Origin of the sequence: Oceanicella sp. SM1341 (assembly GCF_003448965.1) — a bacterium.
Classification (GTDB): Bacteria; Pseudomonadota; Alphaproteobacteria; order Rhodobacterales; family Rhodobacteraceae; genus Paroceanicella.
The window spans coordinates 83,455-96,525 of the sequence record NZ_QRGC01000004.1; the positions used below are offsets into that span (position 1 = coordinate 83,455).

Genomic DNA, 13,071 nt, shown 5'->3' on the forward strand with positions numbered 1-13,071 from the left:
GGCCGGAACCGGCCGGGTCAGGCCACGAAACTGATGATGGCGCCGACGACAACAACCAGACCGACGAGATAGATGATGGAATGCATTGTTCCTCTCCGTTCTACAGCTTGTATTCGGGTAGGTAACGTCATCGCATCGTCACTGGTTCCACGCGACGCGAAAGGAAGATGATGGAGATCAAATCGGAGAACGCGAGCTTCGGCGGTGTGCAGGGGGTCTATACCCATGCCGCGACCTCGACCGATTGCGAGATGACCTTTGCCGTGTACCTGCCGCCGCAGGCGAGCCGCGGCCCCGTGCCCTGCCTGTGGTACCTTTCCGGCCTCACCTGCACGCATGAGAACGCGATGACCAAGGCCGGCCTGCAGGAACACGCCGCCCGCCGCGGCATCGCGCTGGTCTTCCCCGACACGAGCCCCCGCGGCGAGGGCGTGGCCGATGACGACGCCTACGACCTGGGCAAGGGTGCGGGTTTCTACGTGAACGCCACCGAGGCGCCCTGGGCCGCGCATTACCGCATGTACGACTACGTGCTCACCGAGCTGCGCGCCCTGGTGCAGGCCGAGTTCCCGGTGCTGCCGGACCGCCAGGGCATCACCGGCCATTCCATGGGCGGGCACGGCGCCATCACGCTGGCGCTGCGCAACCCCGGGGCCTACCGCTCGCTCTCGGCCTTCGCGCCCATCGCGAACCCCACCGCCTCGGACTGGGGGCGCAAGCAGCTCACCGCCTATCTCGGCAGCGACGAGAGCAAGTGGACCGGCCACGATTCCACCCTGCTTGTGCGCGACGCCGGCTGGAAGGGCGACATCCTCGTCGACCAGGGCGCCTCGGACCAGTTCCTCGACCTGCTCAAGCCCGAATCGCTGTCCGCCGCCCTGGCCGCCAGCCGCACCCCCTCCGTGTTCCGCATGCAGCCGGGATACGATCACAGCTACTTTTTCGTTCAGAGTTTTGCGGCAGATCATGTCGACTGGCATGCCGACCGCCTGAAGTGAACGCCCGGAAGAAGCCAGAAGAAGGATAACCACATGAAGCGCCTGCTCTTCACCGCCACGCTCCTCGCCCTCGCCACCCCGGCCTTCGCCGATGGCGACCCGGCCAAGGGGGAAAAGGTGTTCCGCAAGTGCCAGGCCTGCCACGCGGTGGGTGAGGGCGCCACCAACAAGGTGGGCCCGGAGCTCAACGGCATCGTGGGCCGCGCCGCGGGCGCGCTGGAGGATTTCAAGTATTCCTCCGCCATGGAGGAAGCCGCCGCCGGTGGCCTCGTCTGGACACCCGAGCACATCGCCGAGTTCCTCGAGAAGCCGCGCGACTTCGTGAAGGGCACCAAGATGACCTTCGCCGGCCTGCGCAAGGAGGAGGAGCGCGCCGACGTGGTCGCCTATCTCGCCACGTTCGAGTAACGGGCCGGCGGCACGCCGCAGACCGCGGGCCCGGCCGGGAGACCGGCCCCGGGCGGCGGGTCCCGAGGGGGAAGGGCGCGCGCGCCCCGAGTCCCAGCGCACAGGCGCCGGAGCCCGTCTCCGGCGCCTTTCGCATGCCCCCCGGCGCCGCCCGCGCGGGCTACTACTTTAGCCCAACAAGACCCTGCTCCCCGTTGACGCAGCGCCGCCGCCCCCGCTCTTATGAAGTCCTTAGGAACGGTCTCGCGGCCGGGTCCGAGCCCGGGGCGCGCGGGTCGCCTCGAATAACAGCGCGGAGGGGAGCCCGGCTCCGATATCCGCGGCCACAAAGGGAGAAAACGATGCGTAACACGCTCATGGCCACTGCGGCGTTGCTGCTCGCCGGCGGCTTCGCGGCCCAGGCGAACGACAAGGTGCTGGAGTTGACGCAAGACCCCGAACAGTGGGTCCTGCAGACCGGCGACTACGCCAACCAGCGCTACTCCAAGCTCGACCAGATCAACAAGGACAACGTGGGAGACCTCCAGGTCGCCTGGACCTTCTCGACCGGTGTGCTGCGCGGACATGAGGGCTCGCCCCTGGTGGTGGGCGACACGATGTACGTCCACACGCCCTTCCCGAACGTGGTCTACGCCCTCGACCTCGCCAATGACGGCGCGATCAAGTGGCGCTACGAGCCCAAGCAGGACACCGACGTCATCCCGGTGATGTGCTGCGACACGGTCAACCGCGGCCTCGCCTATGCCAACGACATGGTCTTCCTCCACCAGGCCGACACCACCGTGGTGGCGCTCGACGCCAACAGCGGCGAGGTGAAATGGACGGCGGTCAACGGCGACCCCACCAAGGGCGAGACCAACACCGCCACCGTGCTGCCGGTGAAGGACAAGATCATCGTCGGCATCTCCGGCGGCGAGTTCGGCGTGCAGGGGCATGTCACCGCCTATGACATGAACTCCGGCGAGCAGCTCTGGCGCGCCTATTCCGTGGGCCCGGACGACCAGCTGATGTTCGACGAGAACACCACCTCGCTGGGCAAGCCGGTGGGCGCGGACAGCTCGATCAACACCTGGGAAGGCGACCAGTGGAAGATCGGCGGCGGCACCACCTGGGGCTGGTATTCCTACGACCCCGAGACCAACCTCTTCTATTACGGCTCGGGCAACCCCTCCACCTGGAACCCCACCCAGCGCCCGGGCGACAACAAGTGGTCGATGACCATCTTCGCGCGTGACGCGGACACCGGCATGGCCAAGTGGGTCTACCAGATGACCCCCCACGACGAGTGGGACTACGACGGCGTGAACGAGATGATCCTGGCCGACCAGGAGATCGACGGCGAGATGCGCAAGCTGCTCGTGCACTTCGACCGCAACGGCTTCGCCTACACGATGGACCGGGTGACGGGCGAGCTGCTCGTGGCCGAGAAATACGACCCCGCGGTGAACTGGGCCACCGAAGTGGTGATGGACCCCGAGTCCGACCAGTACGGGCGCCCGCAGGTGGTGGCCGAATACTCCACCGAGCAGAACGGCGAGGACATGAACTCCACCGGCATCTGCCCGGCGGCCCTCGGCACGAAGGACCAGCAGCCCGCCTCCTTCAGCCCCAAGACCGGCCTGTTCTACGTGCCCACCAACCACGTGTGCATGGATTACGAGCCCTTCCGGGTGAGCTACACCGCCGGCCAGCCCTACGTTGGCGCCACGCTGGCGATGTACCCCGCCCCCGACAGCCACGGCGGCATGGGCAACTTCATCGCCTGGGACGCCACCACCGGCGAGATCAAGTGGTCGCTGCCCGAGCGCTTCTCGGTGTGGTCGGGCGCGCTGGCCACCGCGGGTGACGTGGTGTTCTACGGCACGCTGGAAGGCTACCTGAAGGCGGTCGACGCCGAGACGGGCGACGAGCTCTACCGCTTCAAGACCCCCTCGGGCATCATCGGCAACGTGATGACCTACAGTCACGAGGGCAAGCAGTACGTGGCCATCCTCTCCGGCGTGGGCGGCTGGGCCGGCATCGGCCTCGCGGCCGGCCTGACCAACCCCAACGACGGCCTGGGCGCGGTGGGCGGCTATGCCTCGCTCAACAACTACACGGCCCTGGGCGGGCAGCTCACCGTCTTCGCCCTGCCGGACTGATCCTCCCTGCCGAACAGGCATACGACCAATGTCGGGGGCCGGGCTTCTTTGAAGCCCGGCCCCTTGGCTTTATATTTTGTTTCAGGGTGTTGCCCCCAATCAAACACAAGATTCGCCGCCAAGGCGCGGTCATAGGGAGAGACGAATGCCATCCATTCTTTCACGGGGCCTTTCATCGGGCCGGTCATGGGGCCTGCTCGCGCTCTGCGCGGCACTCGGCGCCGCCGGCGCGGCCCCGGCGCAGGAGGCCGACAATGTCACCGCCGAGTACGAGGACGGCGGCAAGTGGTTCACAGCCGACGACATTCCCACCTACAAGGTCCAGGAGGACGGCACCGTCGACTGGTACACCTTCTCCGGTTTCCGCCGCTACCACGCCGAGTGCCACGTCTGCCACGGCCCCGATGGCGAAGGCTCCACCTACGCGCCCGCGCTGAAGAAATCGGCGCTGAACATGGACTACTACGACTTCATCGACGTGGTGACCAACGGCAAGAAGGAGGTGAACGCGGCGCAGAACCAGGTGATGCCCTCCTTCGGCACCAACAAGAACGTGATGTGCTACCTCGACGACATCTACATCTACCTCAAGGCCCGCGGCACCGAGGCCATCCCGCGCGGACGCCCGGCCAAGAAGGAACAGAAATCCGACATCTATACCGAGAACGAAGATGCCTGCATGGGCGGCTGAGGCGCCGGGCCACGCCGGAGGCACTCCCGGGCCCGCCGGCCGGGCCGCGCGGATGCGCGCGGGGCACATCGCGCGACTGCGCGCGGCAGGCATCGCGCGACTGCGCGCTGGGGGCGTCGCGCTTGCGGCGCTCCTCGGCCTCTGCGCCGGGCCGCTCGCGGCGCAGACCTCCGACCTCACCTCGGAGAGCGCCTTCCGCGTCTGCGCCGACCCCGCCGCCTACCCGTTTTCCGACCGCGAGGAGACCGGCTACGAGAACCGCATCGCCGCCCTCTTCGCCGAGAAGCTCGGCCTGCCGCTGGAATACTACTGGTTTCCCATGGCCACCGGCTTCATCCGCAAGACCCTCGGCGAGGACCGCTGCGACGTGGTGATGGGCTATGCCCAGGGCCACGAGCTGGTGCTCAACACCAACCATTACCTCACCTCGGCCTACGTGATCGTCACCCGCACCGACAGCCCGCTTTCCGCGGTGGACACGCTGTCGGACCCGGCGCTGAAATCGGCGCGCATCGGCACCGTGGCCGGCACGCCGCCGGCCTCGCATCTCGCGCGCAACGGGCTGATGGGGCAGGTCGAGGGCTACCAGCTCATGGTCGACAGCCGCCACGACTCGCCCTCGGCGCAGATGATCGCCGACCTCGAGGCGGGCCGCATCGACGCCGCCCTGCTCTGGGGTCCGATCGGCGGCGCGCTGGCGCATGACGCGCAGGTGCCGCTCACCGTCACCCCGCTGATCAAGGAGACGCTGCCGCCGCGGCTGTTCTACCGCATCACCATGGGCGTGCGGCAGGGCGAGATGGTGTGGAAGCGCGAGCTCAACTCGCTGATCCGCCGCAACCAGGCCCAGATCGACGCCATCCTCGCGGAGTACGGCGTGCCGATGCTCAACGACAACGGCACGGCGCTCAAGGACATCCCGTGAGGCCCGGGGCCGCCCTGCTGGCGCTGCTCCTGGCAGGCCCGGCAGCGGCGGCCACCGAAGCCGCGCCCGAGCCCGAGGGCTACCGGCAGGAGCACTACCGCGCCCCGGTGCCGGCCACCCTGCAGGGCGCCGAGGTGATCGACACCGAGGAGGCGCACCGGCTCTGGGCCGCCGGCGTGCCCTTCATCGACACGCTCCCGCATGATTTCCGCCCCGCGAACCTGCCCGAGGGCACCGTGTGGCGCGACACGCCGCATGACACGATCCGCGGCGCGGTCTGGCTGGCGAACACCGGCTACGGGGCGCTCGACCCCGCCACCGAGGCCTGGTTTCTCGACATGCTCGGGCAGCTCGCCCGCGGCCGGCCGGACCGCAGCATGGTGATCTTCTGCAAGGCGGAGTGCTGGATGTCCTGGAACGCCGCGCGCCGCGCCGTGGCGCATGGCTTCACCGGCATCCGCTGGTACCCCGAGGGGGTGGACGGCTGGGCCGCCGCGAATTACCCGATGGAGCGCGCCACGCCGCTGCGCGGCGCGCCCTGATCCGCCCGCCTCAGGGGCACTCCACCGAGAGCTGGGCCCGGTTGTCCTTGATGGCGTCGAGGGTGAGGGTGCAGTCGGTCTCCTCGTAGCGCACCGGCATGGTGTCGCCCGCGCGCATGGAGGTGAGATCGAAGCCGTTCACCGCCAGCCGCGCGCGGCGGTCGTAGCTGCCCGCGCTGAGGCCGGAGAGGTAGACCCGGATCTTGCCATCCTCGAAATACTGCGCGTGGCCCACCGCCAGGCCCTCGGCATCATCCTCGCCCGCCGCTTCGCCGGCATCGGCCTCGTCCTGCTCCAGCGTCGCGGGGTCGGAGGCGGCGGCATCCTCCGCACTCTCGCCCTCCGGCGCCGGGGCCTGCCCGGAGGAGGAGGACGACGACGCGGTCACCGCGTCGATGCGCCTGCCGATGTCCTCCATCGCGGCATTCAGCGCGTCCTGGCCGGCGGAGGCACCTGCCTCGAGCTTCTCGGCGAGGCCCTGGCTGGTGGCGTCGATCTTGTCGGAGAGCGTGCCCGCCCCTTCCTCGATGCGCGCCATCGCCTCCTCCAGCCCGGTCAGCCGGCCCTCCATCCCGCCCACGCGCTCGCCCGCGCTCTCGGCGGCGGCGCGGGTGGCGGCGAGCTCCTCGCGCAGCGCCTCTTCCGTGTCGCTGCCCGAATCCGTCACCGCCACGCCCACCAGCATGCCGATGATCAGCCCTCCCGCGCCGAACAGAATGCGTCCGATCTCTCCTGACTTCATGTCGTCCTCCCTGTTGGTCAGCCCCGTCTTGATCAGTCTGCCGGCCCGGGGGCCGTGGCGATGAACAGGCCGAAGGCGCGCGGGCCGTCGCCCACGGCGATCTCCCCCACGGCTTCCAGCGCATTCGCGTCGATGAGCGTGAGCGTGTTCGAGGCCCAGTTCGCCACCACCACCCTGTCACCGCTCACGCCGATGCCCTCGGGGTATTCGCCCACCCCGATCTCGGTGACGGGGGCAAGGCTCTCGCGGTCGAACACGCTCACCGTGTCGGCATACTGGTTGGTGACGAAGCCGTGCCGGGCGGTGAGGGCCACGCCGTAGGGCCGGCTGCCCACCGGCACGCGGCCCACCAGGCTCCGGGCGGCAATGTCGATCACGCTCACCGTGTCGTCAGCCACGTCGGCGGTATAGGCGAAACGCCCCTCCGGGCCGATGGTGATGCCGAAGGGCCGCCCGCCCACACCCACCTGCGCCACCACGCGCAGGCTCGCGGTGTCGACCACCGACACCGCGTCCGCGTCGCGGTCCGCGCTGAGCAGGAAGCGCCCGTCCGGTGTCACCGCGAGGCCGGAGGGCGAGGCGCCCACGCCGATCTCCCCGGTCACCGCACCGCTTCCGGGGTCGACCACGAAGATGCGCGCGCCGTACCAGTCACCGACATAGACCGGCGCCCCGGAGGGGTGCACCGCCACGCCGAAGGGCCCGCCGTCGAGCGCCACGGTGCGCAGGGCGCCGCCGGGGCCGATGATGTCGAGGGTCTTCGTCTCCGGGCTCACGGCATAGACCGTGGCACCACCGGGCGCCACGGCCACCCCGGCGGGCTTGCCGGGCACCGGGATCTCGCGCAGCACCCGGGCCGCGTCGAGATCGACCACCGAGAGGCTCTCGGAGAGCTGGTTGGTCACGTAGGCGAGGTCTCCCGCCGCCGCCGGGGCCCCGGTGAGGAGTGCCAGCGCCAGCGGGAGCCCCCTCAATTCAGCGCCCCGAAGCGCTGCTGCAGTGCCTGGAGCCCGGCCTCGTACACGCCGGTCACGGCGGCGATGGCCGCCTCGTCGTTGAGGTTTTCCGGCGGGTCGTTGTTGGGGTAGCCGCGGTAGAAGGCGCCGCGCCATTCCACCTCCGAGCCGCCCTCGACCGCTTTCACCGTGAGATGCGAGGAATAGTTCGTCACCGGCAGCACCTCCACCGCAACCTCTTCGATGCGGTAGGAATAGCTCATCTTCTCGGCGCTGTACTTGTACAGGATCTCCGAGATGGTCGGGTCGCCCTCGCCCTTGAGGTGCAGCACCCGGGTGGCGTCGATCTCGTTGCCGCCCGCGCCCTCCTGGCTTGCCACCGCCGGGTGCCAGCTCATGTCCTGGAAATCGCCGATCGCGGCCCAGACCTCCTCCGGCGGGGCCGCCACCTCGGTGGTGATCGTCACCTTCTGCCGCGTGGGCCCGTGCGCCTCAGCCGACAGCGGCGCGAGGGCCAGTGCCCCCAGCGCCACGATCCATGCCATGCGTTTCATCGCTCCTCCCCTTTCCGGAATATGTTGTTGCGCAGGATGTAGGAAAACCCGCGATGCCAGCTCTCGTCAGTGTTGCCGCGGATATCCACGGAGATGCCGCGCACCTTCGCCCCGCTCTGCGGCTCGCGCACCACGATGTTCATCGACAGGATGAGGTTCGACACCTTCTGCACCTCGGCCACCATGGCGTAATCGGCGCCCAGCTCGCGCGCCATGCGCAGCTCGCAGCCGTTGCAGTCGGCCGGGTTCACCACCCGGTCGAGCTGCGCGCGCACCGGGTCGAGCGCCAGGGTCTCGAGCCCGTGCTCGTGCAGCGCCGCCTCGATCTGGGCGGCCCCGTCCGCCACGCGCTTCGCCTCGTCCGGGCGCGGGCCGTTCACCGCGCCCTCGTGGCTGGTGTCGATGAAATGCACCCCGAAGAAGGCCACCTTCGCGCCCGCCTCCAGCCCCGGGCCCAGCTCGGCCGCGGCAAGCGGCGAGACCAGCGCCGCGAGGGCGATCAGCAGGAGGGTGGCAAGGGCTTTCATGCCCCCAGCGTCCCCCATCGCCCGAGGGCAGGCAACTGCGACCAAGGTCGGACAAGCATCGCCCAAGTCATTCTTATTATTTCCTTATTCGCACTTTTGCGCCGCACTCGGCTTGACGCATGCCCGGTTTACCATCGTTACTTCGGCCCGAGGAGACACGCCCATGAAACGCTTCGCCGGCCCGATTCTCGCCAGCCTCGGCATCGCCCTGCTCAGCCCCCTCGGGGCCATGGCCCAGGACGCGGCCCAGCCCGTGCGCGCCGCCGTCCTGCGGGTGGAACGCGGGCCGGAGCTGCCGATCTCGCGGCTCGACCTGCCGCCCGACGACCTCGGCTTCGCCGGCGGCCGCCTCGCCACCGAGGACAACCAGACCACCGGCCGCTTCATGGGCCAGGACTTCACCACCGAGGACGTGGACGCCGACCCCGACACCGCCGTGCAGGCGCTCGAGACGCTCATCGCCGATGGCACCACCTTCATCGCGGTGATGGCCGGGCCCGACACGCTGCTCGCCCTCGCCGATGCCGCCGGCGACCGGGCGCTGATCGTGAACGCCACCGCGCAGGACACCCGCCTGCGCGAGGCCGATTGCCGGGCCAACGTGATGCATGTCGCCCCCTCGCGGGCCATGCTGGCCGATGCGCTCACCCAGTTCCTGGTGTGGAAGAAATGGACCGACTGGCTGCTGGTGCCCGGCTCCCACCCCGAGGACGCGCTCATGGCCGATGCCTACCGCGCCTCGGCGAAGAAGTTCGGTGCCCGCATCGTGGAGGAGCGGGTGTTCGAGGACACCGGTGGCGCGCGGCGCACCGACACCGGGCATGTGCTGGTGCAGCGCCAGATGCCGGTCTTCACCCAGCGGGCGGAGGCGCATGACGTGCTCGTGGCCGCCGACGAGGCCGATGTCTTCGCCGCCTACCTGCCCTACCAGTCCTGGGATCCGCGCCCCGTGGCGGGCTCCGCCGGGCTGCGCCCGATGTCCTGGCACCCGGCGCTGGAGGCCTGGGGCGCCACCCAGTTCCAGCGCCGCTTCGAGCGCGCGGCAGGCCGCACCATGCGCCCGGAGGACTACCAGGTCTGGATGGCGCTGCGCGTGCTCGGCGAGGCCGCAACCCGCACGAAGGCCACCGATTTCGCCACCTTGCGCGACTACATCCTCTCGCCCGCCTTCGAGCTCGCCGCCTTCAAGGGCCAGAAGCTCACCTTCCGTCCCTGGAACCACCAGCTCCGCCAGCCGGTGGTGCTCGCCGCCGACCGGGTGATCGTCTCGGTCTCGCCGCAGGAGGAGTTCCTGCACCGCGTGTCGCGGCTCGACACGCTCGGGGTCGACGAGCCCGAGACCACCTGCGACCTGAACTGAGGAGATCCGACGATGCGCCGACACGCCCCCGCGCTTGCACTTGCCCTCGCCGCTCTCGCCGCCCCCGGGCCGGCCGCCGCCTACATGGTCTACGTGAGCAACGAGAAGGGCAACACGGTCACGGTGATCGATTCCGAGACGCTGGAGGTGGTCGACACCTTCGACGCCGGCCAGCGCCCGCGCGGCATCACCATCTCGCCCGACGGCACCGAGCTCTACGTCTGCGCCTCCGACGACGACACGGTGCGCGTGTTCGACCCGAAGACCTACGAGCAGCTCCACACCCTGCCCTCGGGCCCCGACCCCGAGCTCTTCGTGCTCCACCCTTCCGGAAACCCGCTCTACATCGCCAACGAGGACGACAACATCGTCACCGTGGTCGACGTGAAGACCCACCAGGTGCTCGCCGAGGTGCCGGTGGGGGTGGAGCCCGAGGGCATGGGCGTGAGCCCGGACGGCGCCTTCGTGGTCAACACCTCCGAGACCACCAACATGGCGCATTTCATCGACACGAAGACCTACGAGATCGTGGAGAACGTGCTGGTCGACCAGCGCCCGCGCTTCGCCCAGTTCACCGATGACGGCAAGTGGCTCTACGTGAGCGCCGAGATCGGCGGCACGGTGAGCGTGATCGACCCCGCCTCGGCCGAGATCGTGAAGAAGATCAGCTTCGAGGTGCCCGGCGTGGTGCCCGAGGCGCTGCAGCCGGTGGGCGTGCGGGTGACGAAGGACGGCAGCAAGGTCTTCGTCGCCCTCGGCCCCTCGAACCGCGTGGCGGTGGTCGACGGCGAGACCCACGAGGTGCTCGACTACCTGCTCACCGGCCAGCGCGTGTGGCAGCTCGCCTTCACGCCCGACGAGAAACTGCTCTTCGCCACCAACGGCAACACCAACGATGTCTCGGTGATCGACGTGGAGGAGATGAAGGTGATCAAGTCCATCCCCGTGGGCCAGCAGCCCTGGGGCGTGGTCGTCGCCCCCGAGTGAGGGGCCGCAACAACACACGAAACGGGAGGATACCATGCCAGCCAGACCCCTTCTCGCCGCCGCGGCGGCCATAGCCCTCGCGCTGCCCGCCGCAGCCCAGGACAACGTGCTCGAGCTCGGCTTCGCCGGCCTGCTCGACCGCAACAACCGCGAGGACCTCGCGCCCATCACCCTCGCCTCCGGCAAGCCGCTGGCCGAGGCGCCCTACGAGCTGCGCTCGGGCGGCTACTACCGCATCAAGATCGTCTCCGACGGCTCGGCCGAGCTCGCCATCGCGGGCCCGGAGTTCTTCCGCAACATCTGGGTGAACGAGGTGGTGATCAACGAGATCGAGGTGCGGCCCATGGGCGTCTCCTCGCTGGAATTCGACGACGAGGGCGAGGCGGAAATCTCCTTCATCGCCATCGTGCCCGGCCAGTACACGCTTGGCATTCCCGGCGCGCGCGGCGACACTCAGCTCGCCCATTTCACCATCCGCTGAGGAAGGGGGCGAGCCCGCTCCGCCCCCGGAGCCAGCCAGCCCCCGACCTGCCCTGCCCGGAGGCCCCGCGTGCCCGTCCCCGAACCAGCCCTCAGCGTGCGCGGCGTGAGCCACGCCTTCGGCCGCGTGCAGGCGCTCGACAACGTCTCGCTCAGCGTCGCCCCCGGAAGCTTCACCGCCCTGCTGGGCGTGAACGGCGCGGGCAAGACCACGCTGTTCTCGCTCATCACCCGGCTCTACGACAATGTCTCGGGCGAGATCCGCGTCTTCGGCCATGACGTGCGGCGCAGGCCCGGCCCGGCGCTCGCCGCGCTCGGCGTCGTCTTCCAGTCCCGCGCGCTCGACCGCGACCTCACCGTGCGCCAGAACCTCGCCTACCACGCCGCCCTGCACGGGCTCACCCGGGCCCAGACCTGGGCGCGCACGGAAGGGCTGGTGGACCGCGTCGGCCTCACCGAGCAGATCGACACCCCGGTCTCCGCCCTCTCCGGCGGTCAGGCGCGGCGGGCCGAGATCGCCCGCGCGCTGCTGCACGCGCCCCACCTGCTGCTGCTCGACGAGGCCACCGTGGGGCTCGACGTGCGCTCGCGCCGCGAGGTGCTGGGCACGGTGCGCGAGCTGGTGGCCGAGGAGAACGTGGGCGTGCTCTGGGCCACGCATCTCTTCGACGAGATCGCGCCCGAGGACGACGCCGTGGTGCTGCACCGCGGCCGGGTTCTGGCCACCGGCACCGCGCGCGACATCGCCCGCGGCGGCGACCTCGCCTCCGCCTTCCTCGACATGACCGGGCTCGAGCCCGCGGAGGGCCGCCTGTGAACCCCGAGCGCAGGCTGGGCTGGCGCGGCCGGATGCGCGCGCTCGAAGGCATCGTGTGGCGCGAGGGGCTGCGCTTCCTGCGCCAGCGCGAGCGCTTCCTCTCCGCGCTGGTGCGCCCGCTGGTGTGGCTGTTCATCTTCGCCGCCGGCTTTCGCGCCGTGCTCGGCATCTCCATCACGCCGCCCTACGAGACCTACGTGCTCTACGAGGTCTACGTCACCCCCGGGCTCTGCGCGATGATCCAGCTCTTCAACGGCATGCAATCCTCCCTCTCCATGGTCTACGACCGCGAGACCGGCGCCATGCGCACCCTGCTGGTGAGCCCCTTCCCGCGCTGGTTCCTGCTCTCGGCCAAGCTCGCCGCCGGCGTGGCCGTGTCGCTGCTGCAGGTCTATGCCTTCCTCGCCATCGCCTGGTTCTGGGGGGTGGAGCCGCCGCCCTGGGGCTATGTCGCGGCCCTGCCGGCGCTGGTGCTCTCGGGGCTGATGCTGGGCGCGCTGGGGCTGCTCATCTCCTCCACCATCCGCCAGCTGGAGAATTTCGCCGGGGTGATGAACTTCGTCATCTTCCCGATGTTCTTCGCCTCCTCCGCGCTCTACCCGCTGTGGCGCATGGCCGAGGCCTCGCCGCTGCTGCACGACATCTGCGCGCTCAACCCCTTCACCCATGCCGTGGAGCTCATCCGCTTCGCCCTCTACCTCGAGGTGAACTGGCTGTCGCTCGCCGTGGTGCTGGGGTGTGGATTGGCCTTTCTCGCTGCCGCGATCTATGCTTATGATCCCTCCAAGGGGATGATCGGCCGCCGCGGCCCCACCCGCTAGGCAGGTCGCGGGCCCGGAAGGATCACGGGGCCGGAAGGGCAACGGGGCCGGAAGGGCAACGGAGCCGGCAGGCTCGCGGAACCGATGCCGGGCGGGCCGGGCCTGCGCGGCGGGAAGGGCCG

The 13,071-nt window shown here is 69.6% G+C and carries 15 protein-coding genes; 11 read left to right on the top strand and 4 right to left on the bottom strand.

The features are described from left to right. Window positions 1–170: 170 nt before the first annotated feature. From fghA to D3P35_RS05695, 6 genes are all read left to right on the top strand, one after another. Entirely contained in the window at window positions 171–998 is an 828-nt protein-coding gene (fghA, locus tag D3P35_RS05670) for an S-formylglutathione hydrolase (RefSeq protein WP_118133505.1), read from the top strand. 33 nt (window positions 999–1,031) lie between these two features. Further along, window positions 1,032–1,406, top strand: coding sequence for a cytochrome c family protein (locus tag D3P35_RS05675; protein WP_118133506.1), 375 nt, complete (start codon window positions 1,032–1,034; stop codon window positions 1,404–1,406). Between the two features lie 341 nt (window positions 1,407–1,747). Beyond that, window positions 1,748–3,547, top strand: a complete 1,800-nt coding sequence (locus D3P35_RS05680; RefSeq protein WP_118133507.1) for a methanol/ethanol family PQQ-dependent dehydrogenase — start codon at window positions 1,748–1,750, stop codon at window positions 3,545–3,547. Window positions 3,548–3,692: 145 nt separating this feature from the next. Beyond that, on the top strand, window positions 3,693–4,238 hold the full coding sequence (locus D3P35_RS05685; RefSeq protein WP_118133508.1) for a c-type cytochrome, methanol metabolism-related: 546 nt from the start codon (window positions 3,693–3,695) through the stop codon (window positions 4,236–4,238). A 52-nt stretch (window positions 4,239–4,290) separates the two neighbouring features. Beyond that, window positions 4,291–5,163: a substrate-binding domain-containing protein gene (locus tag D3P35_RS05690; RefSeq protein WP_118133509.1), complete on the top strand. Its 873-nt coding sequence runs from the start codon at window positions 4,291–4,293 to the stop codon at window positions 5,161–5,163. Further along, window positions 5,160–5,705, top strand: coding sequence for a PQQ-dependent catabolism-associated CXXCW motif protein (locus D3P35_RS05695; RefSeq protein ID WP_118133510.1), 546 nt, complete (start codon window positions 5,160–5,162; stop codon window positions 5,703–5,705). Before D3P35_RS05690 ends, D3P35_RS05695 begins: the two co-directional genes overlap by 4 nt. A 10-nt stretch (window positions 5,706–5,715) precedes the next feature. On the opposite strand, the gene D3P35_RS05700 is transcribed toward D3P35_RS05695, so the two are convergent. The 4 genes from D3P35_RS05700 to D3P35_RS05715 are packed head-to-tail and all read right to left on the bottom strand — an operon-like array spanning window position 5,716 to window position 8,484. Continuing rightward, on the bottom strand, window positions 5,716–6,447 hold the full coding sequence (locus D3P35_RS05700; RefSeq protein WP_118133511.1) for a hypothetical protein: 732 nt from the start codon (window positions 6,445–6,447) through the stop codon (window positions 5,716–5,718). A 32-nt stretch (window positions 6,448–6,479) separates the two neighbouring features. Then, window positions 6,480–7,421: a beta-propeller fold lactonase family protein gene (locus D3P35_RS05705; protein ID WP_118133512.1), complete on the bottom strand. Its 942-nt coding sequence runs from the start codon at window positions 7,419–7,421 to the stop codon at window positions 6,480–6,482. Next, on the bottom strand, window positions 7,418–7,957 hold the full coding sequence (locus tag D3P35_RS05710) for an SRPBCC family protein (protein WP_118133513.1): 540 nt from the start codon (window positions 7,955–7,957) through the stop codon (window positions 7,418–7,420). The genes D3P35_RS05705 and D3P35_RS05710 overlap by 4 nt, the downstream gene beginning before the upstream one ends. Next, on the bottom strand, window positions 7,954–8,484 hold the full coding sequence (locus D3P35_RS05715; protein WP_118133514.1) for a DUF3280 domain-containing protein: 531 nt from the start codon (window positions 8,482–8,484) through the stop codon (window positions 7,954–7,956). Before D3P35_RS05715 ends, D3P35_RS05710 begins: the two co-directional genes overlap by 4 nt. Before the next feature lie 163 nt (window positions 8,485–8,647). Between D3P35_RS05715 and D3P35_RS05720 the strand changes: the two genes are divergently transcribed. From D3P35_RS05720 to D3P35_RS05740, 5 genes are all read left to right on the top strand, one after another. Next, entirely contained in the window at window positions 8,648–9,844 is a 1,197-nt protein-coding gene (locus tag D3P35_RS05720) for an ABC transporter substrate-binding protein (RefSeq protein WP_118133515.1), read from the top strand. A 12-nt stretch (window positions 9,845–9,856) separates the two neighbouring features. After that, window positions 9,857–10,831: a YVTN family beta-propeller repeat protein gene (locus tag D3P35_RS05725; protein WP_118133516.1), complete on the top strand. Its 975-nt coding sequence runs from the start codon at window positions 9,857–9,859 to the stop codon at window positions 10,829–10,831. Between the two features lie 34 nt (window positions 10,832–10,865). Then, the gene (locus tag D3P35_RS05730) at window positions 10,866–11,312 is read left to right on the top strand and encodes a hypothetical protein (RefSeq protein ID WP_118133517.1); all 447 of its coding nucleotides are present in this window, start codon (window positions 10,866–10,868) and stop codon (window positions 11,310–11,312) included. Window positions 11,313–11,381: 69 nt separating this feature from the next. After that, window positions 11,382–12,128, top strand: a complete 747-nt coding sequence (locus D3P35_RS05735; protein WP_118133518.1) for an ATP-binding cassette domain-containing protein — start codon at window positions 11,382–11,384, stop codon at window positions 12,126–12,128. 32 nt (window positions 12,129–12,160) lie between these two features. Then, complete coding sequence (locus D3P35_RS05740; RefSeq protein WP_118133675.1) at window positions 12,161–12,949, top strand: ABC transporter permease; 789 nt, start codon at window positions 12,161–12,163, stop codon at window positions 12,947–12,949. The last annotated feature ends 122 nt before the right edge of the window (window positions 12,950–13,071 follow it).

Excerpts from the sequence above, each read along its gene's own strand:
- D3P35_RS05725 (WP_118133516.1), top strand. The coding sequence starts at position 9,857 with ATGCGCCGACACGCCCCCGCGCTTGCACTTGCCCTCGCCGCTCTCGCC.
- fghA (WP_118133505.1), top strand. The coding sequence starts at position 171 with ATGGAGATCAAATCGGAGAACGCGAGCTTCGGCGGTGTGCAGGGGGTC.
- D3P35_RS05685 (WP_118133508.1), top strand. The coding sequence starts at position 3,693 with ATGCCATCCATTCTTTCACGGGGCCTTTCATCGGGCCGGTCATGGGGC.
- D3P35_RS05740 (WP_118133675.1), top strand. The coding sequence starts at position 12,161 with ATGCGCGCGCTCGAAGGCATCGTGTGGCGCGAGGGGCTGCGCTTCCTG.
- D3P35_RS05720 (WP_118133515.1), top strand. The coding sequence starts at position 8,648 with ATGAAACGCTTCGCCGGCCCGATTCTCGCCAGCCTCGGCATCGCCCTG.
- D3P35_RS05710 (WP_118133513.1), bottom strand. The coding sequence starts at position 7,957 with ATGAAACGCATGGCATGGATCGTGGCGCTGGGGGCACTGGCCCTCGCG.
- D3P35_RS05715 (WP_118133514.1), bottom strand. The coding sequence starts at position 8,484 with ATGAAAGCCCTTGCCACCCTCCTGCTGATCGCCCTCGCGGCGCTGGTC.
- D3P35_RS05680 (WP_118133507.1), top strand. The coding sequence starts at position 1,748 with ATGCGTAACACGCTCATGGCCACTGCGGCGTTGCTGCTCGCCGGCGGC.
- D3P35_RS05730 (WP_118133517.1), top strand. The coding sequence starts at position 10,866 with ATGCCAGCCAGACCCCTTCTCGCCGCCGCGGCGGCCATAGCCCTCGCG.
- D3P35_RS05700 (WP_118133511.1), bottom strand. The coding sequence starts at position 6,447 with ATGAAGTCAGGAGAGATCGGACGCATTCTGTTCGGCGCGGGAGGGCTG.
- D3P35_RS05690 (WP_118133509.1), top strand. The coding sequence starts at position 4,291 with ATGCGCGCGGGGCACATCGCGCGACTGCGCGCGGCAGGCATCGCGCGA.
- D3P35_RS05675 (WP_118133506.1), top strand. The coding sequence starts at position 1,032 with ATGAAGCGCCTGCTCTTCACCGCCACGCTCCTCGCCCTCGCCACCCCG.